Origin of the sequence: Acinetobacter sp. WCHAc010052, assembly GCF_002165295.2 — a bacterium.
In the GTDB taxonomy this organism is placed as follows: Bacteria; Pseudomonadota; Gammaproteobacteria; order Pseudomonadales; family Moraxellaceae; genus Acinetobacter; species Acinetobacter chinensis.
Window position 1 is genome coordinate 1,639,446 of sequence record NZ_CP032143.1, and the last position, 24,254, is coordinate 1,663,699.

Annotated in this window: 44 protein-coding genes and 1 tRNA gene; 35 read left to right on the forward strand and 10 right to left on the reverse strand. The window is 40.8% G+C overall.

All coding sequences use genetic code 11. From position 1 onward, the window contains the following. Together prpC and CDG61_RS08100 are read left to right on the forward strand one after the other, a co-directional pair. Positions 1-1,137 carry a 2-methylcitrate synthase gene (prpC, locus tag CDG61_RS08095; RefSeq protein ID WP_087550153.1) on the forward strand — a complete coding sequence of 379 codons (1,137 nt, stop codon included), beginning with the start codon at positions 1-3 and terminating at the stop codon, positions 1,135-1,137. A 462-nt stretch (positions 1,138-1,599) separates the two neighbouring features. Next, positions 1,600-2,082, forward strand: coding sequence for a winged helix-turn-helix transcriptional regulator (locus CDG61_RS08100; protein WP_087550152.1), 483 nt, complete (start codon positions 1,600-1,602; stop codon positions 2,080-2,082). A 17-nt stretch (positions 2,083-2,099) separates the two neighbouring features. Here the strand turns inward: CDG61_RS08100 and CDG61_RS08105 are convergent, their stop codons facing one another. The 4 genes from CDG61_RS08105 to tusD are packed head-to-tail and all read right to left on the reverse strand — an operon-like array spanning position 2,100 to position 3,484. After that, on the reverse strand, positions 2,100-2,411 hold the full coding sequence (locus tag CDG61_RS08105; RefSeq protein WP_087550151.1) for a TusE/DsrC/DsvC family sulfur relay protein: 312 nt from the start codon (positions 2,409-2,411) through the stop codon (positions 2,100-2,102). A gap of 9 nt (positions 2,412-2,420) precedes the next feature. Then, positions 2,421-2,705, reverse strand: a complete 285-nt coding sequence (locus tag CDG61_RS08110) for a DsrH/TusB family sulfur metabolism protein (RefSeq protein ID WP_087550150.1) — start codon at positions 2,703-2,705, stop codon at positions 2,421-2,423. 17 nt (positions 2,706-2,722) lie between these two features. Further along, on the reverse strand, positions 2,723-3,073 hold the full coding sequence (locus tag CDG61_RS08115; RefSeq protein ID WP_087550354.1) for a hypothetical protein: 351 nt from the start codon (positions 3,071-3,073) through the stop codon (positions 2,723-2,725). 42 nt (positions 3,074-3,115) lie between these two features. Next, on the reverse strand, positions 3,116-3,484 hold the full coding sequence (gene tusD, locus CDG61_RS08120; RefSeq protein ID WP_087550149.1) for a sulfurtransferase complex subunit TusD: 369 nt from the start codon (positions 3,482-3,484) through the stop codon (positions 3,116-3,118). A gap of 277 nt (positions 3,485-3,761) precedes the next feature. On the opposite strand from tusD, the gene CDG61_RS08125 reads away from it, so the two are divergent. Continuing rightward, positions 3,762-4,781, forward strand: a complete 1,020-nt coding sequence (locus CDG61_RS08125) for a tyrosine-type recombinase/integrase (RefSeq protein WP_087550148.1) — start codon at positions 3,762-3,764, stop codon at positions 4,779-4,781. Here the strand turns inward: CDG61_RS08125 and CDG61_RS08130 are convergent. The 6 genes from CDG61_RS08130 to CDG61_RS08150 form a co-directional block, all read right to left on the reverse strand. Next, complete coding sequence (locus CDG61_RS08130) at positions 4,778-5,065, reverse strand: DNA-binding protein (protein ID WP_087550147.1); 288 nt, start codon at positions 5,063-5,065, stop codon at positions 4,778-4,780. The two genes, CDG61_RS08125 and CDG61_RS08130, sit on opposite strands and share 4 nt — an antisense overlap. Before the next feature lie 66 nt (positions 5,066-5,131). After that, entirely contained in the window at positions 5,132-5,275 is a 144-nt protein-coding gene (locus CDG61_RS17455) for a hypothetical protein (protein ID WP_171405584.1), read from the reverse strand. Continuing rightward, the gene (locus CDG61_RS08135; RefSeq protein WP_087550146.1) at positions 5,272-5,556 is read right to left on the reverse strand and encodes a hypothetical protein; all 285 of its coding nucleotides are present in this window, start codon (positions 5,554-5,556) and stop codon (positions 5,272-5,274) included. The genes CDG61_RS17455 and CDG61_RS08135 overlap by 4 nt, the downstream gene beginning before the upstream one ends. Continuing rightward, the gene (locus CDG61_RS08140) at positions 5,553-5,795 is read right to left on the reverse strand and encodes a hypothetical protein (RefSeq protein ID WP_087550145.1); all 243 of its coding nucleotides are present in this window, start codon (positions 5,793-5,795) and stop codon (positions 5,553-5,555) included. The genes CDG61_RS08135 and CDG61_RS08140 overlap by 4 nt, the downstream gene beginning before the upstream one ends. Positions 5,796-6,271: 476 nt before the next feature. Further along, positions 6,272-6,754: a hypothetical protein gene (locus tag CDG61_RS08145; protein ID WP_118998482.1), complete on the reverse strand. Its 483-nt coding sequence runs from the start codon at positions 6,752-6,754 to the stop codon at positions 6,272-6,274. Between the two features lie 82 nt (positions 6,755-6,836). After that, entirely contained in the window at positions 6,837-7,514 is a 678-nt protein-coding gene (locus CDG61_RS08150; RefSeq protein WP_087514396.1) for a LexA family protein, read from the reverse strand. A gap of 75 nt (positions 7,515-7,589) precedes the next feature. On the opposite strand from CDG61_RS08150, the gene CDG61_RS08155 reads away from it, so the two are divergent. The 32 genes from CDG61_RS08155 (at position 7,590) to CDG61_RS17800 (ending at position 24,234) form a co-directional block, all read left to right on the forward strand. After that, positions 7,590-7,769, forward strand: coding sequence for a Cro/CI family transcriptional regulator (locus tag CDG61_RS08155; RefSeq protein ID WP_087514395.1), 180 nt, complete (start codon positions 7,590-7,592; stop codon positions 7,767-7,769). A gap of 58 nt (positions 7,770-7,827) precedes the next feature. Further along, on the forward strand, positions 7,828-8,328 hold the full coding sequence (locus CDG61_RS08160) for a phage regulatory CII family protein (protein ID WP_087550143.1): 501 nt from the start codon (positions 7,828-7,830) through the stop codon (positions 8,326-8,328). 47 nt (positions 8,329-8,375) lie between these two features. After that, the gene (locus CDG61_RS08165) at positions 8,376-8,660 is read left to right on the forward strand and encodes a hypothetical protein (protein ID WP_087550142.1); all 285 of its coding nucleotides are present in this window, start codon (positions 8,376-8,378) and stop codon (positions 8,658-8,660) included. Further along, complete coding sequence (locus CDG61_RS08170) at positions 8,657-8,953, forward strand: hypothetical protein (RefSeq protein WP_087550141.1); 297 nt, start codon at positions 8,657-8,659, stop codon at positions 8,951-8,953. Before CDG61_RS08165 ends, CDG61_RS08170 begins: the two co-directional genes overlap by 4 nt. Next, the gene (locus CDG61_RS08175; RefSeq protein WP_087550140.1) at positions 8,950-9,903 is read left to right on the forward strand and encodes a helix-turn-helix domain-containing protein; all 954 of its coding nucleotides are present in this window, start codon (positions 8,950-8,952) and stop codon (positions 9,901-9,903) included. Before CDG61_RS08170 ends, CDG61_RS08175 begins: the two co-directional genes overlap by 4 nt. Continuing rightward, positions 9,900-10,313, forward strand: a complete 414-nt coding sequence (locus CDG61_RS08180) for a hypothetical protein (RefSeq protein ID WP_087550139.1) — start codon at positions 9,900-9,902, stop codon at positions 10,311-10,313. Before CDG61_RS08175 ends, CDG61_RS08180 begins: the two co-directional genes overlap by 4 nt. Before the next feature lie 10 nt (positions 10,314-10,323). Next, the gene (locus CDG61_RS08185; RefSeq protein WP_087550138.1) at positions 10,324-10,737 is read left to right on the forward strand and encodes an antiterminator Q family protein; all 414 of its coding nucleotides are present in this window, start codon (positions 10,324-10,326) and stop codon (positions 10,735-10,737) included. A 148-nt stretch (positions 10,738-10,885) separates the two neighbouring features. After that, a complete protein-coding gene (locus CDG61_RS08190) occupies positions 10,886-11,140 on the forward strand; it encodes a hypothetical protein (RefSeq protein ID WP_087550137.1) in 255 nt (84 codons plus the stop codon). 277 nt (positions 11,141-11,417) lie between these two features. Beyond that, the gene (locus CDG61_RS08195; protein ID WP_087550136.1) at positions 11,418-11,711 is read left to right on the forward strand and encodes a hypothetical protein; all 294 of its coding nucleotides are present in this window, start codon (positions 11,418-11,420) and stop codon (positions 11,709-11,711) included. A gap of 92 nt (positions 11,712-11,803) precedes the next feature. After that, positions 11,804-11,880, forward strand: a tRNA-Met gene (locus CDG61_RS08200). Positions 11,881-12,403: 523 nt separating this feature from the next. Further along, positions 12,404-12,625 (forward strand): transposase, encoded by a 222-nt coding sequence (locus tag CDG61_RS08205; protein ID WP_087550135.1) that lies wholly within the window; start codon positions 12,404-12,406, stop codon positions 12,623-12,625. A gap of 124 nt (positions 12,626-12,749) precedes the next feature. Next, a complete protein-coding gene (locus tag CDG61_RS08210) occupies positions 12,750-12,965 on the forward strand; it encodes a cold-shock protein (protein WP_087550134.1) in 216 nt (71 codons plus the stop codon). Positions 12,966-12,968: 3 nt separating this feature from the next. After that, on the forward strand, positions 12,969-13,181 hold the full coding sequence (locus CDG61_RS08215) for a hypothetical protein (RefSeq protein WP_087514353.1): 213 nt from the start codon (positions 12,969-12,971) through the stop codon (positions 13,179-13,181). Positions 13,182-13,351: 170 nt separating this feature from the next. Further along, positions 13,352-13,693 (forward strand): hypothetical protein, encoded by a 342-nt coding sequence (locus CDG61_RS08220; protein WP_087550133.1) that lies wholly within the window; start codon positions 13,352-13,354, stop codon positions 13,691-13,693. A gap of 227 nt (positions 13,694-13,920) precedes the next feature. Then, positions 13,921-14,202, forward strand: coding sequence for a hypothetical protein (locus CDG61_RS08225; protein WP_087550132.1), 282 nt, complete (start codon positions 13,921-13,923; stop codon positions 14,200-14,202). 305 nt (positions 14,203-14,507) lie between these two features. After that, positions 14,508-14,726, forward strand: coding sequence for a hypothetical protein (locus CDG61_RS08230; protein ID WP_087550131.1), 219 nt, complete (start codon positions 14,508-14,510; stop codon positions 14,724-14,726). Between the two features lie 195 nt (positions 14,727-14,921). After that, positions 14,922-15,278 carry a hypothetical protein gene (locus tag CDG61_RS08235; protein WP_087514348.1) on the forward strand — a complete coding sequence of 119 codons (357 nt, stop codon included), beginning with the start codon at positions 14,922-14,924 and terminating at the stop codon, positions 15,276-15,278. Between the two features lie 119 nt (positions 15,279-15,397). Continuing rightward, the gene (locus CDG61_RS08240) at positions 15,398-15,613 is read left to right on the forward strand and encodes a hypothetical protein (RefSeq protein ID WP_087550130.1); all 216 of its coding nucleotides are present in this window, start codon (positions 15,398-15,400) and stop codon (positions 15,611-15,613) included. Positions 15,614-15,616: 3 nt separating this feature from the next. Beyond that, positions 15,617-15,985, forward strand: a complete 369-nt coding sequence (locus CDG61_RS08245) for an HNH endonuclease (RefSeq protein WP_087550129.1) — start codon at positions 15,617-15,619, stop codon at positions 15,983-15,985. Between the two features lie 75 nt (positions 15,986-16,060). Next, positions 16,061-16,507: a phage terminase small subunit P27 family gene (locus CDG61_RS08250; protein ID WP_087550128.1), complete on the forward strand. Its 447-nt coding sequence runs from the start codon at positions 16,061-16,063 to the stop codon at positions 16,505-16,507. A gap of 12 nt (positions 16,508-16,519) precedes the next feature. Continuing rightward, the gene (locus tag CDG61_RS08255) at positions 16,520-18,241 is read left to right on the forward strand and encodes a terminase large subunit (RefSeq protein WP_087550127.1); all 1,722 of its coding nucleotides are present in this window, start codon (positions 16,520-16,522) and stop codon (positions 18,239-18,241) included. Next, positions 18,241-19,467, forward strand: a complete 1,227-nt coding sequence (locus CDG61_RS08260; protein ID WP_087550126.1) for a phage portal protein — start codon at positions 18,241-18,243, stop codon at positions 19,465-19,467. The genes CDG61_RS08255 and CDG61_RS08260 overlap by 1 nt, the downstream gene beginning before the upstream one ends. Beyond that, positions 19,448-20,113, forward strand: coding sequence for an HK97 family phage prohead protease (locus CDG61_RS08265; RefSeq protein ID WP_087514342.1), 666 nt, complete (start codon positions 19,448-19,450; stop codon positions 20,111-20,113). Before CDG61_RS08260 ends, CDG61_RS08265 begins: the two co-directional genes overlap by 20 nt. Positions 20,114-20,119: 6 nt before the next feature. Next, positions 20,120-21,319 carry a phage major capsid protein gene (locus CDG61_RS08270; protein WP_087550125.1) on the forward strand — a complete coding sequence of 400 codons (1,200 nt, stop codon included), beginning with the start codon at positions 20,120-20,122 and terminating at the stop codon, positions 21,317-21,319. Positions 21,320-21,372: 53 nt separating this feature from the next. After that, positions 21,373-21,576 (forward strand): hypothetical protein, encoded by a 204-nt coding sequence (locus CDG61_RS08275; protein WP_087514340.1) that lies wholly within the window; start codon positions 21,373-21,375, stop codon positions 21,574-21,576. Further along, complete coding sequence (locus tag CDG61_RS08280; protein ID WP_087514339.1) at positions 21,533-21,853, forward strand: head-tail connector protein; 321 nt, start codon at positions 21,533-21,535, stop codon at positions 21,851-21,853. The genes CDG61_RS08275 and CDG61_RS08280 overlap by 44 nt, the downstream gene beginning before the upstream one ends. A 3-nt stretch (positions 21,854-21,856) precedes the next feature. Then, positions 21,857-22,189: a phage head closure protein gene (locus tag CDG61_RS08285; RefSeq protein WP_087514338.1), complete on the forward strand. Its 333-nt coding sequence runs from the start codon at positions 21,857-21,859 to the stop codon at positions 22,187-22,189. Positions 22,190-22,192: 3 nt separating this feature from the next. Further along, on the forward strand, positions 22,193-22,648 hold the full coding sequence (locus CDG61_RS08290) for an HK97-gp10 family putative phage morphogenesis protein (RefSeq protein WP_087550124.1): 456 nt from the start codon (positions 22,193-22,195) through the stop codon (positions 22,646-22,648). Continuing rightward, a complete protein-coding gene (locus tag CDG61_RS08295) occupies positions 22,645-23,004 on the forward strand; it encodes a DUF3168 domain-containing protein (RefSeq protein ID WP_087550123.1) in 360 nt (119 codons plus the stop codon). Before CDG61_RS08290 ends, CDG61_RS08295 begins: the two co-directional genes overlap by 4 nt. A gap of 78 nt (positions 23,005-23,082) precedes the next feature. Continuing rightward, a complete protein-coding gene (locus CDG61_RS08300; protein WP_087550122.1) occupies positions 23,083-23,562 on the forward strand; it encodes a phage tail tube protein in 480 nt (159 codons plus the stop codon). Between the two features lies 1 nt (position 23,563). Continuing rightward, positions 23,564-24,001: a phage tail assembly chaperone family protein, TAC gene (locus CDG61_RS08305; protein WP_087550121.1), complete on the forward strand. Its 438-nt coding sequence runs from the start codon at positions 23,564-23,566 to the stop codon at positions 23,999-24,001. Positions 24,002-24,093: 92 nt separating this feature from the next. After that, a complete protein-coding gene (locus tag CDG61_RS17800) occupies positions 24,094-24,234 on the forward strand; it encodes a hypothetical protein (protein ID WP_416240702.1) in 141 nt (46 codons plus the stop codon). The last annotated feature ends 20 nt before the right edge of the window (positions 24,235-24,254 follow it).

Below are 24,254 nucleotides of genomic sequence, written 5' to 3' on the forward strand. Positions count from 1 at the left end.
ATGGCTGAAGGAAAAGTACTCACAGGCGCAGGATTGCGTGGTCAGGTTGCAGGTAAAACTGCATTATCAACTGTTGGTAAAAGTGGCGCAGGCTTAACTTACCGCGGTTATGATGTTCAGGATCTTGCAGAGAACTGCCAGTTCGAAGAAGTTGCATACTTAATTTTCTTTGGTGAATTACCAACGACTGAACAGCTTGCAGCATATAAAGCAAAATTAAAATCGCTTCGCCAGTTACCACAGGCATTGAAAGAAGTACTTGAGCGCATTCCTGCGGATTCACACCCAATGGATGTGATGCGTACAGGTGTATCCATGCTCGGTAACATCGAAACTGAAAAATCATTCGATGAGCAGCAGGATGTTGCAGACCGTATTCTTGCGACTTTACCTGCAATCATTTGCTACTGGTACCGTTACAGCCATGATGGCGTACGTATCGAAGAAAACACAGATGATGATTCAATCGGTGCTCAGTTCCTTCACTTACTTCGTGGTGAAAAACCAAATGAACTGCATGAGCAAGTGATGAATGTATCACTGATTCTTTATGCTGAGCATGAATTCAACGCATCGACATTCACAGCGCGTGTATGTGCATCGACTTTGTCAGATATGCATTCATGTATCACCGGTGCAATTGGTTCACTTCGTGGTCCACTTCATGGCGGTGCAAACGAAGCTGCGATGGAAATGATTGAAAACTGGACATCTCCTGAAGAAGCTGAACGGGAAATGCTGGGTAAACTGGAACGTAAAGAAAAGATCATGGGCTTCGGTCATGCGATCTACAAAGACAATGATCCACGTAACGGCATCATCAAAATCTGGTCTGAGAAACTGGCGAAAGATGTAGGTGATACAGTTCTTTATCCAGTATCAGTACGTTGTGAAGAAGTGATGTGGCGTGAGAAGAAACTGTTCTGTAATGCAGACTTCTTCCATGCTTCTGCATACCACTTTATGGACATCGCAACCAAACTGTTCACACCAATCTTTGTAATGTCGCGTGTAACAGGTTGGGCAGCGCATGTGATGGAACAGCGTGCAGATAACCGTATCATTCGTCCAAGTGCGGATTATACTGGTCCTGAACTGCGTAAAGTTGTACCGATTGCTGAACGTTCAGCTGCATAAATCATCATTTAAGATGTAAATAAAGCCTCATTTGAGGCTTTATTTTTGTCTTTTAAATACATAAAAAAGATTTTAACTGTCTAAAAATAAAATGCTTTTCAGTGTGATAGTGATATTTTATACCGAGTGTAAAGTTGAAAAGACTGATTGTCAGGAAATGACATAAAAATGTCTGAAAATGATAAACGTTTCTTTATATGATAGCCGTATTAAAGTCAGATACAGCAGATTTTCCCTGGTTTGATGTATCTGACTTTAATACATCAACTGAGCATTGATGATCCTTTATAGCCACTGAATCAGTGGCTTTTCTTTTTTTGAATGATCAATATTTTCAACTTCAGGATGTTGTGAGTTGTATGGTTTAATTCTGTTTTTTTGAAATATCTTTCATCAACACTTTGCAAACCTGCAAAATTCCTTTAGTTTTAAACCATCTGCAATATGGCACTGACGATATAAATGAAATGGGATGATGTGGGTGACCAACCGTGTTCGATTGCACGGACACTTTCGGTGATTGGTGACCGCTGGACAATGCTGATATTACGTAATGCTTTTATGGGTATTCGACGTTTTGATGATTTTCAGCAGAATCTGGGCGTGACCAGGCATGTACTGTCAGACCGCCTGAAAAGACTGGTTGAATATGAAATCCTGGTCAGAACACCATATATGGATAGACAGGAAAGATTTGAATATCGCCTGAGTGAAAAAGGACTTGAGCTGTATCCCGTATTACTGGGGATGGCCGCCTGGGGGGATAAATGGATGGATGAAGGAAAGGGTCGACCTGTAGATTTCATCCATAAAAGTTGTAATCATTCATTCAGCCCGGTGGTTGTCTGTTCAGAATGTGGTGAACCTGTTCACGCAAGACAGGTTAAACCTGTATTTACTCAGGTGTATCATCAGTTCGTAGCGAGCCGTGATAAACAGGCGTGAACAGCATGATCATGTTTCTATAAGCAGTTTGCAGGCTTAGGAATTCCAGCAAGTCTGCTTAAATGCCGTGCGACAAGTCCGGTGTTGAAGCGTTCCTGTAAAACTGCATTATCAATCTCAGGACCGACTGTTTTCATGAGAAATTTAATCAGAGGGCGGGTCGCAGGTGAATGTCCAAACTGTTGATAGAACTGTCGTACAGCCATCAGAATTTCGATATGCCATTCACTGAGTTCAAGATTCAGACTGTCAGCCAGTTCCTGAGCGACTGTCTTATCCCAGATGGTATGATCAATCAGATGACCATCCTGATCGAGTTCTAATTTCATAAAAAACCTTTATTTAAGTGTAATACACTGTTTGTGCTGAAGACACAGATCAGCAAATTCAGAATAATTTAAAATATTCAGATCAGTTGCCTGGCGGTCACAGAAGATTTCTGCATCATTTTCCAGAATGTAAATTTTTTTGAACTGTTTTAGAACTGTCAGGTCTGAGAAAAGTACAGCCTCACCCATCAGTACAACACTGTCGTCTGATGTATAAAGTTGCAGGACTTTATTCAGCATATTCGCTGTGTTGCTATAATCAGACTGAATCAGGTACAGCATTGGAGATATCATTAAAGTTTCCTGAAAAATTACCAATAAAGGACATGATCAAACTGTTGAATAAAATCATGATTAAATTCGATAAATTCAATTTCCTGCTGACTCTGGCTGACAAAGGGTGAAGGTCTGTCTTTGCTTTCAATATAGACAGGGGTCAGGTCATAAAATTCAAAGCTTTCCACCATTCCAGAGGCAACTTTAAAGGCGTGCTGAAGTGAGTTGAACTCAAGGTCTGTTCTGAGCAGGCTGAGAGCAGCATCCTGTAACAGAATCTTTACCTGGCTGCCAAAGGTTGCCAGTACCATTGCAGCAGACAGGCTTTCATGTACCTGAAGACTGTTCAGATTTGAATGGGTCAGAATAACAAGAACAGATTTCACACAATTCACCTTTGAAAGAACATATTTCATAAAAGAGACGGCTTAGAATTGAATCAGTCGCTGTGCAGATTCGACAGCATCAGCAAGTTCACCTAACCCAGTCAGCTCAAAACCTAGGCTTAGATTGTGCAGACTGAGTTGATGGCGTTGTGCATTTTCAGCATCAGTTATTCCTCTGCTGAGCGCAGCACTGACACACACCGGCAGGCGGATATCCAGTTTCAGCCATTCAGCTGTCAGATTCCGTTGGTCATCAGGCACCCAGTTCAGACTGTTGGCAACATTGACACCATCCTGATAAAAGAAGACTCTGAATTCTTCATTTTTTTCTTTGAGTGACTGTGCAAGACCAAGCGCATGCCAGGCATGAATGGAAGTGGGAGCAGCTGTAATCAGTAATAAAGTACTCATTGAATTTCACACAAAAGAGTGTCACTTTTACAGTGACGACAAGACTTTGATAAGAAGGGACAGTATACAATGATTTTAGGTGACAATTTACTACCTTAAGATTTATTTAATAAATAATTTAAAAAATAAACCAATAAAAACAATGTATTATAAATAAAAATAAATCCAGGTTGAAAAAATCATGCTTTTAAACTGGTGCATAATTGAGCGCATTTTGTACTTTTTTTCTAAATTTAAGTTAAAATAAAAGCAAATCTGCACCAGATCTACACCAGAAATGAAGCTACCAAAAGCAATTCAACGCGGGTCCAGTTGGCGGATCACAGTCACGTTTCAGAACAGACGTTACTCAGCTACAAGAGATACACCAAAAGAATGTGAGCACTGGGCATCACTGAAACTTCTGGAACTGAAAACCGGTAAGGCAGATCTGGATAACGGTATCAAACCGGCATACCCATTCAGTCAACTCTGTGAGAAATACTATCAGGAACATGGTAGACATATGCGGTCCGCTCGGACAATTATACTCAAAATAAAAAACCTTGAGCGGATTGCACCAAATATTGCTGAAAAATCTATCTATGATTTTAAACCTGCAGATATTGTGGAGTGGAGAAATAACCGAAAAAAAGTAGTTAAGGTTGCTACAGTCAGAAATGAGCATGCAATTTATTCAGCTATTTTTACCTATGCAATGAAAGAACTCTTTTTAATTGAGTCGAATGTCTGGCATTCAGTTCAGATGCCTAGTAAGGAAAAATCAAGAAATCAGAGAATGACACTGGAAGATCAGCAGATATTGCTTAAAGCTCTTGAGTGGAATGGTGATACTACACCGGTTAAGTCAAAGCATTATGTTGCCTGGGCATTTCTGTTTGCGATTGAAACGGCAATGCGACAGGGTGAAATCCTGGCTATGAGGAAGGCTGACTTAAGAGAGGGCTTTATTTATTTGCCTATGACCAAGAATGGTGAATCCAGGAGCGTACCATTATCCAGAGAGGCAAAACGGTTACTTTCACTGTTACCGGCTGATGCGGATGAACTTGTTCCACTGAGTAAGGATATCTGCTGTACAACCTGGGTAAGAGCGAAAAAGAGAGCAGGTCTGAAACATATTAACTTTCATGATTCAAGGCATGAGGCCATCACTAGAATGGTCAGGATCCGAAAGCTGCCTGTAGAGGTTCTGGCGAAAATTACCGGACACAAGACAATAGGGATATTGATTAACACTTACTATAATCCGGATGCACAGGATCTGGTTGAGATGTTCAATGACAGCGAGAGTTAATTAACTCTCGGTCTGCCTCTTTTACTTTTTGCTGTCAGTAATTCATGCGCCCGACGTGGGTCATATAGAGCTTTCCCTTGAGTACCCTGATTTATACTGGAAAGCTTACCCCGAATGGTTGCAGCGCAAAGATCATATTTTTCAGCCAACTTTGAAGCCGAAACAAGTTCAACCTCAATTTCTTTTAACTCTTTAACAATCCCGCCACCGATATTTTGGCCAAGTACAACATGAGGTGGTGCACTGGATTCAACTACAATCACGTATTTCTGTAATGCTCCCATTTCAGCTCTCCGGTCTCATGTGGTTTATTTTTCTATGGAGCCTTTTTGATTCAGCTACGGAATTCATTATGATCTCCAGGTGGCTTCTTTGAATTTTGCATCTGTGATCAGATGTTCAACTTCACTTGCATTTACGTTGTGAAAAATATGATCCATCTTTACCCCGAACACATGAAGTGTCCGGGTAATGGTTGAGTATGTGAATTTCATGAAACCACCTCAGTCGCTGTCTGAAATGCTGCAGTGGATTCAATTCCATTGGCCATTTCATTAATCATCCTGATTAACAGGTCTGCTGTAGCTTTGGGTGGTAGCGTACAAGAGGACAGGAAACATCCAATGGCGTTTCCACAGATGCAGAGTGCAAACTGATCTGCAATGATTGAATGATTCTTGCTGAGTTCGCCGTGTACAGGGGCAATGATCTTTCTGAAAATCTGCTCAGCGACCTGTTCAGGTGTACCTTCAAATTCAAGTTCAAATGATTTCATTTTTCTGTTCCCATACTGAGCTGATATTTAACGGCCATTGCTGTCCGATGTTCCATTTCATCCGTACAGCCATGTAAACTGAGCAGGGCAATGCTGAAGAAGCAAACAGCCACAATTGCACCGGCACAGATGTTTTTCAGTGTGGTGGAGAGGATATCTCTCCAGTCCAGTTTTACAGGTACAGAAGGATGCTGATAAAGGATCTGAGTTGTTTGACTTTTTGGGTGTATTTTTCGCATAATTATCTCGCTGTTAAGGCAAAGCACCCATGAGTTCGAAGGCAGGGGTGCTTTTTTATTGTTTACAAGCTTAATATAAGAAAACTTATTTTAAAGGTCAATACTTTTGTAAGAAAAATTGTTATTATTTTTTAGAAAACTTATTACATGCTTTAATATCGTGGAGGTTTCTTGAAAAATCGGGATGGGTCTTACAATGAATGTAAAGTGGCAGTCTTCAGAAAACTATGTGAACAAAGAATTTCTCGATAGAGCGGGAACTACAAAACTTATTAAGACTGTAGAGGTTGGTTATAAGGCTGTCAGCATTGGTACAGGCAGGAATAAAGATGGTGGTATAGAAATTAAAGGTTTTTCCTTTTTCTGTGATGATCTTATTGTTTATGCAGAAATGCCTCAGGATGAATTTATATTGGGTTTAAATAACCATACATATTTAGAATTTAAGCGTGTGGTAAGTGAGCGGAATGAACCTTTTAAAGACCGATTCCGATTGATTGGAGTGCGTTCGGTAGATTCTCTAGACCAGCATCAAGTAATTTTGTTGCAAGGTGTGTTATTAGATCAGACGGTAAATTATTTATCTCTGAAATAACAGAGCTCTTTTGATCTACTGTTAAGTTTGATGCCTCCACCTTGGAAATAAGCAGTGCTTTGAATTGCTCTTCATCAATTTTTATAAAAACAGTGTTGAGTTTTTTGTTAAGTTCGCATGTCAATCCACCATTTTTTTCAAGATAGTCAAAACCTTTTGCTGTTAATTCGGCATATCCAAAGATATCATCTAAATTTGTACAGTCCCTGATGATTAATCCATGCGTTATTAAATACTGTACGTTATATTTAATTTGATCTTCACTGAAATGTTCTGTTAAATCGTCAAGATACAGTGAGGAGCCATTTGATTGTTCATCACGGGTTAGCCTTAGTATTTTTATGAAAATTTCTTTGGTAATCAATTCTTATCTCCGTTGATCTGTTTTTAAGGTGTGGAATTTTTTTATAAATAATAAATTCTAACCTGAATTGACTGGGATATTTTTAACTCTTTCGGACTCGCTTTGATCGTGAACCACCTAATGGCCTAAAAGCATCAATCACAAGTCCTACGAGTTCCATGCCATCTTCAAATTCAATGATATTTGGTTGGAAGTTAGGATTAAGTGCCTGCAGATATCGACGATCATCACTTTCAATTACTAATTTCTTAAAAGTCGCATCTGCATTATTTCTTACAACAATAAGGTCGCCTGAAAGTAAATCAGAAACACTAAAATTAGGGTTTATTAAGATATAGTCCCCTTCAATGTATGTTGGATAATTACTGACACCCATCACTTTTAAATAAAAACAATCTTCAGGATCATCTGAGCTTAAAGGTGGCAACCATTCAGCTACTTCTACTGGATTTATTTCCTCAACCGAGGTCATTGAGCCAGCCTGAACCCATGACAGTACAGGCAACAGTCGTTTGGTTACAGGAGCTACATTTGACGAAGTACCAGGCGAGTCACCTTTACCTGTCAAAATATATTCAGTTGAAACATCAAACTCATTTGCCATTGCCTCAAGTGACGCAGCTTTAGGTAAGTAGCTGTCTTTCTCCCACTCTGTTACGGCAGGCGAACTTACTCCTGCAATCTTTGCTAATTGCGCTTGAGTTAATTTTTTCGAACGTCTAAGCGCACGGATGCGCTGACCAATAGTTTTGTTTTCCATATAAGTTATCTTACATATTGCTTTTATAAGATTTCTTTGATTAAATACTAAGAAATCTTATTAATAGGTGGTGAAATGACCAAACAAGAGGCCTTTAAGTTGCTCAAGGTCAATGGTGTTGGACTGGCTAATCTTTTGGGAATAGAGCCATCAGCAGTTTACCAATGGCCTGAAAATAAAATTCCTTTAGCGCGTGAATATCAAATTCGTGATTTGGCGAATGGTAAGGAACCGATTAAGCATCAAGCCACTTAAACGAATTATTGAACTTTCAGAAAACAAAATAAACGTGAAAAACTTCAAGGATTCACACATGACAGAGAAAACAATAAGTAAAGAGGCTCAGAACGGTCTGTTTCAAATGATCCGAAATACAGACAGGATCTCAACTTCTGATATTGCACAGGTTGTTGGTGATGTTCAGAACACCATCAGCAACTATGCAAACGTGAATATGCCGAATCATCTGCCGAGCTTAAGAAAGTTTGAGCAGATTCTTTATTACACCCGCAATCCCGCCGTGCTGAAAGTATGGGCGCATGAAATCGGATACATGCTTATTCCTTCAGAGCATACGCTATGTAACGCACGTCAGATTGGGGTGATTGAATCATTGCTGAACTTCAATGTCGGAAGTGGTCAGGTCAATCAGCACGTGCTTGATGCCTGGGCTGACGGGGTGATTACACCATCTGAACTGGCTGATACAGCCAATACTTTAGAAAAGCTTGAAGAAGATCTTCGGAGCCTAAGAAAGTCACTTGAGACTCAGGCTGCTAACTATCTAACGGCAATTAAAAAAGAAAAAGCCTGATCTCGGCAATCAGGCTTTTAGTAATTCAAAACTTAGGAGCATTGAATATGGAATCAACTGTAGCACAACAAAATAGTAAAGACAATCAACAGGATTTTATCGTCGGTGATGTGGTGGTGTTAAAGAACTATGTAACTGAACCCTATTGTAATGATTTGTTTACCGTCACCAAGGTTAAAGGGGATTATTTAGGTGATTGGGTAGTTATGTTGAACTTTAACAATGATGAGTGGACTAGTGGAACACAATATTTACGCTGCGCCACAGTCGCGGAGCTTCACGCTAAACGTCGCTTAACCAAAACTGAACAGGCTTTAGCGGAGGTTACATGAACAGTCATTTTCAAAAGCAGGCTGATCACCGTCAGCAGGCACAGATCCAGTCTTTTTATGATCCAGCACTTCACATCCTGAATGAAGTTTTTGAAATCAAAAGAAGCAATCTCAGAAGCAAAGGCTATGACGAGAAGAATGCTGCAGTGACTCGGATTGAACTGTCTCAGAAGATTGCCTCCAGATTGAAGATAACGATCTGGTTGGCAGAAAAGGTAATCACCAGTCTGATCAGAGCTGACAGAGTTATTTCATTTGGTGGGTATGTGAAACCAAAAGGAGAGAAGCCATGAGCCTTGATGCCACTACATGGGCATGGAGAGTAATCCTGAAAGAAAAACAGGGTGGTGCCCGTATACCGCTTAAACGTCTGGTTCTGCTTTCACTTGCTGACAGAGCCGGTGAAGATCATACCTGCTATCCAAGTATGCAGCGTCTGGAAAAGGACACAGGACTTGAACGTAAAACTGTTCTGAAGATCATTGCAGAGCTTCAGGAAGATAATCTGATTGCTGATACCGGTGAAAGAAAGGGAGCAACCCGCCGTGTCAAAGTCTACAAACTCAAAGGTGTAAAAGGCAGGGAAACAGTGCCAGAAACGGAACTGTTACAGGATAAAAATTTGTCTGAAACAGTACCAACAGCGGAACAGTACCAAAAACGGAATCATTCCGTTAACGGCACTTTGAATAGTGCCAATAACGGTACTTTGAATAGTGCCGTTAACGGGACACAGAATCTACCAAAGAATCTACCATTAGAATCTAAAAACAAAAAAGACTGGATTTGCCTAAAAACACTTCGTGAGGAAATTGTTCTTGCCGATCCCGACGTGGATGTCGAATGCATCCTGACTGCCACATGGGGGGACAGGGAAAAGCGGGCATTTGAAAATTACAACGCAGGAAAGAATCTCTGTGATTCTCTGATGAACTTCCACTTTGCTGACTGGCTGCTGAACGCATACAGAACCAAGTACTCAAAACCTGCAGGGACAGCACCATCAGGTTCACCTGCTGCGAAGATTCCTCAGGAACTCACGATCAAGCAGATTGTCCTGTTCGCTCAGAAACTTGCTCACCACGGCGAGTTTGCAGGCAAGTTCAGTGATCCTGGTGATACCTACGACAAACTGGTTTCAAAAATTGCGATGAAACTTGGAAACCCTGTTCAGGCAAAAAAATGGGAACCGTATCTGAGACAGGTCGGGTTTGAGGGTGTACTGCTGGGAGAAGCGTCATGATTATCGGAATAGATCCAGATCTTGAAAAATCAGGAGTGGCCATACTTGGAAACACATTGGAACTGAAAAATCTGAACTTTGCTGAAACCGTTGAGCTGTTCAGAACTCAGCAGGATCTGATCAGGAAAGTTGTGATTGAAGCAGGATGGCTGAACAGGAAATCAAATTTTCATGGAAACGGTAAACAATCCAAAAGCGCAGGAGAGCGCATAGCGAAGAACGTCGGAGAGAACCACGCTACAGGGAAACTTCTGGCGGAGATGGCTCAGTCACTTGGTCTGGCTGTTGTACTGGTTAAACCTGTACGGTCAAAACTGAATGCTGAGGATTTCAACAAAATTACAGGATGGCAGGGCAGATCCAATCAGGAACAGCGCGATGCAGGCATGCTGATCCATGGAATGAAATAAGGAGATGGGGATGAATGCGGCAGCAGAAATTGAAGTAATGGATTGGTCAAAGCGTTCAGCCCATCAGTGGCTTGAACAATATGGTATTTGGGTACGATCCGCTAAATCAGTGGTGTCAGCAAACCCTTTGGCAATGCTGATTGAAAAGAATGACACTACAAGAATCAGGGCAAGCAAAACATCAATGCCATGTGAAATTTCAGATTCAGAAGCTGTAGAGGTCAGCCAGTTGCTTGCGAAAATGCATAATGATAAAAGGGAGTATTTAGCAGAGCGGGCTTGGTTTTTGATTTTAAAGTTTGAAAATAACTGGTCTGATCAGACCATTGCAAATACACATGGATGCAGTCGAGCAAAAGTGCGTTCTGAAGCAGAAAAGGGCTTAGCTTATTTGGATGGAAAAATTGAAGCCTTATGTGGTTGACTTGGCAGCCATGTTTGTATAAATTTAGTGTATGGTGGCAAGTTGTTATGACCTGCACCAATATATAAAAGCTCGCCAAATGGTGGGCTTTTGTCTTTAATGCTTCACATAAATTGGGGATAATCATTATTTTTGAGATTTCCCCTGTATGCCTCTTATTAATGTTACAAATTTAGACAACTCCCTGAAAGAAACTCAATCGCAGGGTAAAAAGCCTGAAAAAATATTAATAGGCTATAAAGCTTATGGAGAACTAATGAATGATCGTAAGTTTTCAGATGAAGTGACTGGTTCTGCAATGGATCCAAATAAAAGGAAATACAAAAATATTAAAATTAAGGTGACGCAGGATTCTTATCAGCTTGAAATCAAAAGCTCAAGCAAGAGCGATACTCATCTTTAAAATCAGGCTCTTCGTGGATGTAAAGTTTATATACCCAGTCATAACAGAACGCTGGGTATTTTTTTATTCAGTTGATAAGACCACACCAAAGCCTGTAATTGTCAGGTCGAGTTGAAGCTGGCACAGTTGTTTGGTTGGTATGTCACCATATGGCAGTATGCCTGCTGTATATAGATAATTTCTTGTGATCCACATAGTATTTAAAGCTCACAGAAATGTGGGCTTATTTTAATGCTTAAAATGCTATAATGGAAATAAAACAAAGGTAGTTTTTTCCATGTCAGAATCTCATAAATATATTTACACTCAGTTCAGTACATTTGGTTCACTACCTACGCATAAGGTATATTTAGTTAATGCAGAAGGAAGAGCTAAATTTATATTTGCAGATAATACATTTATATATGGGAATATTTCGGATTGGGCACTAATTCATTCAGGCCTTGATTCAAGAAAATCATTATGGTCTGAAGAACCAGAATCCTTTTTGAAGAGTGAAAAAATCAGATTACAAAGATATAGAGATTTACATCCAACTTTTGTAACCGAATCTAATAATGGTCATATTTAGATAATTATTGATATAAAGTTTACCATCGGTCTTAATATTTGAAATTAAATTTGCTATGTAATGATTTAAAGCGTATAAAGTCACTTCGTTGATGCGGGATGGAGCAGTCTGGTAGCTCGTCGGGCTCATAACCCGAAGGTCGTTGGTTCAAATCCAGCTCCCGCTACCAACGAAAAAAGATTTAAAGTTTATAACTCAGATTGCTCAATGCTTTCTGGGTTTTTTTATGCCGATTGATTTTACTTGTAGAAGTTTAATTGATATGTTTTTTCATGCTGATTATTAATGATTTTTTCTTATATAATAATTAAATTTAGATTTAAATAGGTTATAAGGTAAGGATCTGTTATAGTGGGTTTGATCGAATCCGTAAGCGGAACGGTAGTGTTTGAGTTGTTATAGGAATTGCGTATTCCCTTCAAATATCAGGTGTTCGCACCGAATTCAAACAGTTAACGCATAGCATGAATTCGCATCATGCCGATCAAGGGAGGCCTGCTGCTATTTGTGGGTTTCCTTTAAACTATCTTCTCAAGATACTAATTTAATTTTTATATCTTTTTATTGATTTCACAGCTACTGTAAATTTCATAAGTTTAAATATCTTTTTGAGTGAATTATCCTCAACTTACTATTGGTTTTTATCTTTAAATACTTTGTTGTTTACAAAAGCTCATTATATGGGTAATTAAATGAACATTAAAAATGGCTGGACAACCGCCGCAGCTCCTAATGGCGATGTTATACGAGTAAACATCATCCCTTTAAATAAAGTTCAAAGCACAATGACTGGCATAACTTGGGTTGAGGTTGCAAAACAGGTTCAACTTGAGTCAGGCAAAAAAATTGAACTGAATTTAGATGGCAAATCTTTTTATACTGAAATGAATAAGCTTTATAAATTGTATTCTTAATTATTCAGTATTATTCAATTCATCATAGAGTAAGAGTTTTATTTTATTTTTTGTTTTTTTAATTTTATTAAACTTAAGGTATTTCAGCTTTTTCTCAATCACAATAATCTACAAGGGAAAATATATGTCTAATTTATCAACTGGCACTGTTAAGTGGTTCAATGATACAAAAGGGTTTGGTTTTATTGAGGGAGATAATGGCAATGAAGTTTTTGCTCATTTTTCTCAAATTATATCAAATGGCTTCAAAACATTAGCCGAAGGTCAACGTGTTCAGTTTTTAGTTTCTAAAGGACAGCGCGGCTTACAGGCAAGTGAAATTGTCGCGATTGAAAATTAAATTATGAATACTTCATTAGAAAAAGTGCTGGTAAATGTGGTTGATCAACACGGTGCTGTATACACAGTTGACGCAATGTGTGAAAGATCAAATGATGAGCCTAATAGTTTTGGTGATTGTATTCGCTGCATAAATATAGATGATGAAATAATTAAGCCTAGCTTGGATCTTCATTTCCATAGCAATAAAACTGGGAAAGTTTTTAAGTTATCTTGATTGTTTATTAACTGTAATTTGAATATGGCTACTACAATACTTCAAGTAAGGGAGAAGCTTGACCCTGTACAAGGGATATGGCATATTCCTTTCGTAGTGGACGGAGTTATTGTGGTCCACTGGATAAACCTCGCATTTGCGGGGTTTTGTTTTATAGGGATATGCTACAAATGAAATGGATTTTACCACTGACACTTATCGTGTTGTCTGGGTCAGGTTTTGCTTATGACATTACACATTACTCAGGCCAATGTTTTACAGTTGATGAGAAAAATGCTCAATCCTGTGCGATCCAGCGAGGGGTAGGTTCAGGTGGTGGCTTTATTTATCTGGAATTTGCTCAAAAAGAATACCTGATAGAGCAATCAACTACATGTGGTGGTAATTGTAAGCCCTATCTAGGTACAACTCCTGAGGATGTTCTTTCAGCTAAAAAATATAAGAAAGGGCAATGGAATTGTATAAAGCAGGAACAGGGCAGTATGAATGTTTGTTATACAGTTTCTAAATAGTATTAATGGTTGAAATATATGAATAGTATAATGGTGCTTTTATTGACAATGGGGTTGTCTGGTTGTGTTCTGTCACCCAGAATTATTTTGTCCTTTGACAGTGAATATTTCCATTGAAGAAAAAGATTGAATTTGAACTTTTGATCAATTTTAATGCTGACTTTGTGATTGAATTTACCTAATTTCAGTGAGATAACAATAATAAATAACTTACAAGAAGATTATTTATGACTTCTCCTGTCGAAAAGCGTTCTTTAGCTCAAATCTATTATTTTGTGAATGAAAAGCCTGGCTTTAGAGAGTTATCTAACTTTGATAAGGCTGTTATCTATTTCAAATGTCTCCACACGGGGAGTGATTCATCTTTCTTTGTAGAGACTGGAAAACATCTCTTACATGGAGATTTTGGTGGCATCAGAACTATTGCACTAAATTTCATACCAAATTTCTCAGACAATGCTGCATTTTTAACCTGGGCTTACAATGAGTTGTATATCAAAAAAAGATAATGAATCACATGAATTTTCCTTGAACATACATGCGGTATACATCTTTTGGTAAAGTCTGTATAATTTCAACCGCTTAACAGCACCTTGTATCAGCGCAAATGATAAAGGCGAAGCTCCGTAGATATCTATGGGGCTTTTTTTTAATGGGATGGAAATTTACAGAAATAAAAACAGTTTCTAATAAAAATATTAAGAATGCATTAAAAATCTTTATATTTTAATAAATTTAAATTTATAAACTTTATCCTTTGGTAAACTTTTATTTATGTTATAGTCCTGTTCAATTAAATCTTCAGGCTCCAGATATGAAAGTATGTATTGGTGGTGACCTCGCAGGTAAGATTGTTGATTTTGATAAGCAGTCTTTTAGTGCTGGGGAAGTTATAAAGGGTAAGAGATCCGAATACTGCAGACGATCTTTCCTTGTGGGAAGGGATGTATATTTTTTTTGGGTTTTAAAGGATCTGAAACTTTGGGAAGCTACTGACCTTGTCGAAAAGTATGTACAGGAATTAAAAAATTAAGTTCGTCTAAAGTTGAGCTTTTGCTTGTTTTAAAAATCACTTGATATGTCATAAAAATTTAATTAAAAATCAGGTATTAATACATTTACATTTTTTTGTCATGTGGTAGATTTAAATTTATAACAAATATGATTATTTGTTATAAATTTGCATTTCATGACACCCATTGTAATAAGTATTAAAGGGGAAATTAAAATGGCGAAAATCAGCCTGGAAACTTTAAATAATATAGACGGTTTTGTTGTTGGTGCTCTTGTTGACAGTGAAAGTGGATTAATCCTGGCAGAACAGGGTTCGGGATTGAATCTTGAGCTTGCAGCTGCAGGTAATACTGAAGTCATTCGAGCAAAGAGAAAAACGGCTGCGACCTTAGGGCTTCAGGATCAAATTGAAGATATCCTGATTACTTTGGGTAAGCAGTATCATTTGATAAGACCGTTGGAATCTAACGATGCATTATTCCTTTATGTTGTGCTTGATCGTCAGAGATCAAACCTGGCCATGGCGCGACATGAATTGAAGCACTTTGAGAAAGCGCTTGATTTCTCCTGAAAGAACTAAGAAAAGAACCCTGCAAATGCAGGGTTTTTTATTGCCCGCAATTCAAGTGTGGAGCACCACTATGTCCTGCAAAGGGTGTGAAGAACGCCGTGAAAAAATGAGAGTTATGTATGAATACAGTAGAAAAAGGCTCAGAGACGTTATTGCTCATCTCACAGCTGATCAGTCAGAACAATCAGCTTATTCAGAATCAGAACACACTGATCGAACAGAACAGCCAGCTGATACAGGTAAACCTGGAGCAGGCAGCACAGATCAATGAAATGCTTGATCATCTTGACCTTGGTGATCAAAGGTCAGAACGGTATCTTGATGATGAGGACTGAACCATGGCACGACCTTGCAGAGAATACAACTGCTCAGGTGTGGTGAACTCACAGGCACAGAATGGTTATTGCGATAAGCATGCATCAAAGCGCAGTAACTGGAACAGGCGACAGGACAGATCAGGCTCAACCACTCAGCGTGGTTATGGTCATGCATGGCGTAAGCTTCGTGAACAGATCCTGAAGCGTGATGAATATTTATGTGTGATATGCCGTGCGGATGGCAGAACTACTGAAGCGACTGACGTGGATCACATTGTATCCAAGGCTCACGGCGGTACAGATGATCAGAGTAATCTGCAGGCGCTGTGCTCGCCGTGTCATAAGTCCAAAACAGCCAGTGAGAAAGGGAGGGGGAGGTCAAAAAGTTAAGCCTTTTCAGCTACATGACCGCCCACCTAGATACATTTTTACGCAAGCGAAATTAAAAGTTGAGGGTCTTGACAAATGGGTGGAGTTAAGGCAGTCACTGGTGTTGGTCGAAAGCCTAAAGTTAAGCCAGCTGGTGATACAGATTTCGAAAATGTATTCAATATTGATGTTCCTGAGTATATGAACACCATGGATCAGGCAGTGGTTATGTGGAATTCAATCGTCCCTGAACTGCTGAAAAGAAAGGTTCTTAAACTGACAGATCTGCACAATATTGAGATGTTCTGTATGGCTTACCACAACCTAAGGGAGGCACAGAATGAAGTTGTTTTATATGGAGTTTCCATTCAGACAGATAGTGGACGAATTAAAAATCCAGCGCTCACCGCTGTAAACGAAGCATCAAAACAAATGGCCTCATTTGGTGCAATGCTTGGTCTTGATCCTGCCTCCCGTAACCGTCTGACAGGCACTGGAGGTAAGCCAAAGGAAAATGCGTTTGCAAAGGTGCTCAACATGTAAACTGGGGTAGAAATGACAGCTTTCCCTAATGTGGACATTGCAAATAAATGGGCTAAGCAAGTCGTCTCAGACAGAATTCCTGCATGTAAATGGGTGAAATTAGCCTGCGAAAGACACTTAAATGACCTGAAAAAACAGAAAAATCGGGATTTTTTATACAAATTTGACCCTAAATTAGCTGAAAAAAAGATCGCATTCATTGAACTTTTGCCACATACCAAAGGTGAATGGGCAATGAAACGGCTCACCATTAACCTGGAGCCGTGGCAGAAATTTGGAATTGCCTGCACTTTTGGCTGGGTGCGTAAAAAAGATGGATACAGACGCTTTCGCGAAAGCTACTGGGAAGTGCCGCGTAAAAATGGTAAGTCCGCCATTGCTGCAGGTGTTGCTCTGAATATGTTTGCCAATGATGGTGAGTTCGGCTCAGAGGTTTATGCAGGTGCGACGACAGAGAAACAGGCATGGGAAGTATTTAAGCCTGCCAGGCTGATGGCAATCCGTTCCCCTGACTTTGTTGAAGCTGCAGGTATACAGATTAATGCGGGTAGTCTTGAAATCCCTGAAGACGGATCTGTTTTTGAAACCATTATCGGTGATCCACCGGATGGTCAGTCACCACACTGTGCTGTTGTGGATGAATTTCATGAACATCCGACTTCTGCACTGTATGACACCATGCAGACAGGTATGGGTTCCAGAAGACAGCCGCTTATTTTTACGATTACTACAGCAGGATTCAATATCGAAGGTCCGTGTTATGACCTGAGGGTGCGGATTCAGGAGATGTTACTCGGTACTGTTCCTGATGATGAACTGTTTGGCTTTATATGGACGATAGATGACGATGATGACTGGACTGATCCCGATGTATTGAGAAAAGCAAACCCCAATTATGGGGTTTCTGTTTATTCAGACTATCTGGAATCACAGCAACGCCGTGCCATACAGAATGCTGCAAAGCAGAATGCCTTCAAAACAAAGCATCTCAATGTATGGGTGTCTGCTAAGTCGGCTTATTTCAATATGGAGCAGTGGAACAAGTGCAAAGACACCGCGCTGAAAGTTGATGACTTCCGAAATGATGCCTGCATGATCTGTGTGGATCTGTCTTCAAAGATTGATATTGCTGCACGGATTAACCTGTTCTACAGAATTATTGAGGGAAAGATTCATTACTACTGTATTTCGCCTCAGTTTTATCTGCCTTATGACACCGTTTACAACGGTGAGGAAAAGCAGGTGGTGGAGCGTTATCAGAAATGGATGAAGCTTGAACTGCTGAATGTCTGTGATGGATTTGAGAATGATTTGAATGAAATTGCTGAAGACATTATCAATGATGCAGAACATCTGTCCGTCAAGGAAGTTCCTTATGACGAATGGGGTGGCTTTCAGATTTCTAAACAGGTGGATGAAGCGGGTTATACCTCTATCAAGGTACCGAAAATCACCAAAGTCTTTTCACCGGCAATGAAAGAACTTGAAGCTGCTATAGCTGCAGGTCGGTTTCACCATGATGGTAATCCTGTGCTTTCCTGGATGATTGGTAATGTTGTATCCAAAACAGGAAAAAATGACACGGAATTCCCTGATAAGGAAAAGAGGTTCAAGAAAATTGACGGTGCAGTGGCCGTACTTATGGGCATCAACCGTGTACTGATCTTAACAAGTGATCCTGAAGAGGACGACTTATCGAAGCACATTGAAAAATACGGGGTTCGAAGACTCTAATGAGTATTAAAGCAAAAATTGGGGAGTGGCTTGGTTTCAAGTTCACTCCCCTGATTATTTCAGGACCTGATGACCTGGCGCGTATTTTCGGTGCTGAGTTTGTGACCGGAACAGGACAGGCGATTACACCATTGAGGGCAATGCAGCTCGCAATTGTCTTTTCCTGTGTACGGGTACTTTCTGAATCACTCGGTATGTTGCCATGCAGGTTGTATAAGCAGACAGGGAAGTTCAAACATCCAGCTACTGAACACAAGCTTTATGAGCTGCTGAGCATTGCACCGAATGACTATATGACAGCACAGGAGTTCTGGGAGCTTCTGATGGTCTGTCTGTGCTTACGGGGCAATTTCTATGCTTACAAAGTGTATGCCCTGGGGCAGGTGGTTGAACTGCTTCCTCTGGATCCATCTTCGGTCACGCCAAAACTGCGGGATGACTGGACTGTGGAATATGAAGTGAACTTTAAAAATGGTGGGTTGAGGACACTGACACAGGCAGAAATATGGCATGTGCGGTTATTCACACTGGATGGGCTTACAGGCCTGAACCCGGTTGCCTATGCGCGAAAAAGTATAGCCCTTGGTCTGGATACTGAAGAACATGGAGCAACACTGTTCAAGAACGGTGCTGTGACATCAGGTGTTCTTGAAACGGATGAATCTCTGACTGATGTTGCATTTTCCCGTCTGAAAAAAGAATTTGAGGAAAATTACACAGGTCTCGCCAATACCTACAAGCCGATGATTCTTGAACAGGGGCTGAAATGGAAACCGACAGCACTGAATCTGGAAGACTCACAGTTTCTGGAAACACGTGAATATCAGAAAGCAGAAATCTGTGGCTTATACAGAGTTCCACCACATCTTGTGGCGGCTATGGACAAAATGACACTGAACAATATTGAACATATGGGCATGAGCTTTGTGAACTATTCACTGGTGCCCTATATGACCCGTATTGAGTCCCGGATCCGGGTGGGACTGCTCAATGAAAAAGACCGCAAAACACATTATGCCAAATTCAATGCAGGAGCCTTACTCAGAGGTGACCTGAAGACCCGTTATGAATCCTATGGAAAAGGGATTCAGTGGGGATGGCTGAGTCCGAATGACTGCAGGGAGCTTGAAGATATGAACCCACGTGAAGGTGGCGACATCTATCTGACACCAATGAATATGACAACCAAACCTGAGGAGGATGGTGATGCAGATAAAGTATCTTAACGTCCCGCTGAACATTAAAAGTGTATCTGATACGGGTGAATTTGAAGGATATGCATCCGTTTTTGATGTGGTGGACAGCTATGGAGATGTGGTTGTAAAGGGTGCATTCAAAAGTACGCTTGAATCATGGTCAAAAAGAAATGACCTGCCTCCTGTGTTATGGCAGCACAAGATGTCCGAACCGATTGGTCCATTCACTGAGATGAAAGAGGATGATCACGGACTGTTTGTACGCGGAAAACTTCTTATTGAAGAAGATCCTCTTGCCAAACGTGCTCATGCTCATATGAAGGCAGGCAGTGTCAAAGGCATGTCTATCGGTTACATGGTCGTGGATGCTGAATACCATAAACAGGAGGACCTGTACTACCTCAAAGAAATTGATCTGTGGGAGGTGTCCATTGTGACTTTTCCTGCAAATACAGATGCAAAGATTACTGAAGTGAAAACAGCACTTCAGAAAGGTGATATTCCATCACCGACCACCGTGGAAAAAGCATTGCGCGATGTTATGGGTTTTTCACGAAAACAGGCCAAAGCTTTTATGGCTAAAGGCTACTGTGCACTGGATTCTCAGCGGGATGCTGAAAGTCAGGATGAGGCACTTCAATCATTTAAAGACTTAACAGCATTTTTAAGAGGTTAAATACTCATGGCTATTGATGAAAAAGATATTGGCGAAGTCGCCAAAGAGTTAAAGGGCGCATTTGAGGATTTTAAAAAATCAAATGATAAAGAACTTGAAGCAATCAAGTCTGAAAAGCAGGCACTTGAAGAAAAGACAGATAAGCTGAATGAAAAACTGGGTGAACTGGACAGCCTGAAAGAAGAACTTGAAAAGGAAATCAAGGCAGCCAAACGCCCTGGTGTAGCGGCTGGTGCTGAAGTAGATGCCCATAAAACGGCTTTCTATCAGTTCATGCGTAAAGGTATGGAAGATGGCTTAACTGAGCTTGAAGTTAAAGCGGTTCAGACCACGACCAGTCCTGATGGTGGCTATGCAGTACCGGAGGAACTGGATCGAACACTGCTTGAGCTTCTTAAGGATGAAAGTCCAATGCGAAGTGTATGTTCACAGATCACAGTGGGTTCACCTGACTATAAAAAACTGGTCAATCTGGGTGGTTCGGGTTCAGGCTGGGTGGGTGAAACGGATTTACGTCCTGCGACAGGGACACCGACACTTGCACAGCTGCAGGCGACCATGGGGGAAATTTATGCGAACCCTCAGGCTACACAGACTTCTCTTGATGATGTGTTCTTCAATGTTGAAAACTGGATTTCAACAGAAGTTGCCCGTGAGTTTGCTGAAAAGGAAGGTCAGGCATTCCTGCTGGGTGATGGTGTAAAGAAACCGAAAGGTATTCTTGCTCATACACTGACTGATGAAGTGGATAAAGAGCGTGACTTTGGAAAAATCCAGAAAATCAATTCGGGGCTGGCTGGTGGTTTCAGCGGTGATAATCTGATTGACCTGATCTATTCCCTGAAAAAAGGTCACCGAAACGGTGCTCTGTTCATGATGACCAATCTGACACAGGCAAAAGTCCGTAAGTTCAAAGACAGCGAAGGAAATTACTTATGGCAGCCTGGTCTGCAGTTGGGGCAACCATCCACATTGCTGGGTTATGGCATTGAAGAAAATGAAGATATGCCAGAAGCCGTGGCAGATGCAAATGCGGTCTTATTTGGTAACTTCAAGCGTGGCTATCTGATTGTTGACCGTATGGGAACACGTGTACTGCGTGATCCGTACACCAATAAGCCATATGTAGGTTTCTACACGACTAAACGGACGGGCGGTATGTTGCTGGACAGCAATGCCATCAAAGTCCTGACCCTTGCAGCTTAAATCAACAGTCAAAAATATGCCTCTTTCCTGAGGCATATTTTCAGGAGAAAGATATGCCGGTAATTACAGTCAGAGAGTTATTTGAAGTCGCCGTGGAAAACGGCAACAAGGTCATCACTTTTGAAGCTGGTGAGCATGATGTGGATGAGCGGGTTGCAGAAGTGGCTGTAAACCAGCTGAAGGTTGCAACATTAAAGGCCAAAGGAAAGCAGAATGAATCAGTTTCTAACGCTGGAACAGGCAAAACTACACCTTAAAATTGACCATGATGATGAAGATTCGGATATTCAGGCTTTAATTGATGCTTCATTTATCGCATTTGAGGAATCCACAAACAGGCAGCTGTTTCCTGAACTTATGGAAATTCCGGCTGATGTTAAGCATGGGATACATATCAATATGGCCATTATCCAGGGAGCTAAATTATTAATTGGCCACTGGTATCAGAACAGAGAAACTACGGGTAACTCACAGAATCTCCCATTTGCGACTGAATGGCTCTGGCGCAGACATCGTTTTATCAATGTGGGGTGACTTATGGGAATACAGGCGGGTAAACTCCGACACCGCATTACACTCCAGGAATACAGGTCTGAGCGGGATGGATACAACAATGAACTGGATCCAGTCTGGACTGATGTACGGAAACTCTGGGCTAAGGTTGAATTTCTCTCTGTAAAGGACACTTTAACAGCCAGAGCAGCTGGAACAGAGATAAATGCGAGGCTGATCATCCGGAAACGTTCAGATATTACGACACTGATGCGTGTTTTATGGGGTGGTTATGTTTTTCAGGTTATTTCACCTGCAAAGCCTGATAATGACGATGCTGAAACATATGCCACGTTTGAGCTTAAAGTCGTGGAGTAAGCGATGTCCAGTACTCAGTTTGATATTCAGGGCTTGAATGACATTGAGAAGAAGTTGAAAGCACTCAATAACCCTAAAAAAGTTAAGTCACTTGTTCGAAAGGCACTCAGGCAGGCAGCCAATGTGGTTAAAGATGCTGCCAGACAAAATGCTAAAGCAATTGATGATCCTGAGACCCGCGAAAAAATATGGAAGAATATTGGCGTGGCATCAGGCCGTTCCCGGAATTCAGGTTCTGAAATAATGCGGATCGGTGTAAGAGGTGGTGCCTCATTCTCTAATCCTGTTCCTCCCCGTTTAAGTGGTGGTGATACCAGACACTGGCGCTGGATTGAATATGGAAGCGTGAACACCCCATCGGTGCCGTTTATGCGTCCAGCATTATCAAATAATACTCGGCAAGTAACGGATACATTTGTGCGTGTGCTTAACGAAGAAATTGAAAAGGTTTTGTCATGAATATTCTTCCTGTAGTAGAGGTTTTATTTTCTTCACCTGTGAACAGCACATTACAGAACCGTATTTATGAGGATGTTGCTCCTGTTGGGACAACATTTCCTTATGTTGTCTGGTCAACTGTTGGAGGTATACCTGAACATAATATTGATTGTTCCCCACAAATTGATCATCTGACATTTCAGCTTGTTGTTTACGACACACAGGCGACAAGAGCTTCAGATATCAGAAAAGCAGTCAGCAGTGTGCTGGATCCGCTTTGTACAATCACAAATCTGCATCCAAACCATTGTGAAAAAACAGGTGATCAAACCATTTTTGGACGTGGATTTGATGCGAACTGGTGGCTTGATCGCTAATAAACAGTGATGAAACCAGATATTTGACCCTGCATTTTGCAGGTTTTTTTATGCCTGAAATTTGAGGAGTGAATACTCATGGCGAAAAAAGGTGTTTTAGGAAATGGTACTCATGTATGGATTTTGCACGGTACAGTACCAACCCTGACAAAAATGGCATGTATTTCGGAGCTGATCTTCGGTGATGACAGTGCTGCTGAGGTGGATAATACCTGTCTGGAAGAAGTAGAGGTTAGAACCAACGATTATGGGCTGAGCACACCAGGTGAAGGCAGTCTGAAAATCAACACAGACCCTAATAATGCGACCCATGTCATTGCACTGGATCTGGCTGACAGAAAGGAGCTGGTTGGAATATATGTGGGATGGGGTGATGGTGTCAGTATTCCAGCACTTACAGGTGGAATTGTAGAGCTGCCTGAAGACAGAACCTGGTCATGGTGTACGGCAATTCTACGTAAAAATTCAGTTGTAATCGGACTTGATGCACTGAATAACCATACTATTCCATTTAAGCGTCAGTCGAAAGTAACTGACGAATTCAGAGTAGGTTTATAACATGACAAAACTTACATTAAAAACTGCACAGACAGCCCTTGGGGTTGGTTCACTCGTGGAAAAGACCATCAGGTTCCGTGGAGCTGACGGAGGTGAGTTTGAGGGGGAGGTTTTTATTAAAATTCTTTCTCATGATGAAAAGGTCAATGCTATAGATGTCTGGGGGCTGAGTGATAAACACACTGCTACCGTGGATCAGCTGACCAAAGCTATCGTTTTTCATTCGGTATATGAAAGTGAAGGCAAACGTTTCTTTCCCAAAGTGCAGGATACCGGAAGTGTCTCAACTGAGTTACTGGATGCCATGTATAAAGCAGCAGATGCGGTGCTCGATTTTTCGGGAAAGTTCTGGATCTCGAAGCAGATGACGAATTCTGGTGTGAGCTCGTCATCAACGGAATCGGCGGACGAACCATTGCAGAAGCAAGAAGAAATCTGAGTCAGCCAGAGCTTAATTTATGGAGAGCCTATCGCAAACGCAGAGGCTCTTTATTTGTTGGGCGGAGAGTCGAGCAGGGATTTGGTAACTGGATGGCTCACTATACTCTATTTAAAGTCAAAGACCCTGAGAGTGTGGAAGCTCTATCCTTTATGCCGAATGAAGATCAGCCTGAAACCAGTTTTGAACAGGAACGTCTGAAATCAATCAGAAAGAAAGCAGCCTGGAGCTGAAAATGAAACATTACAACCGC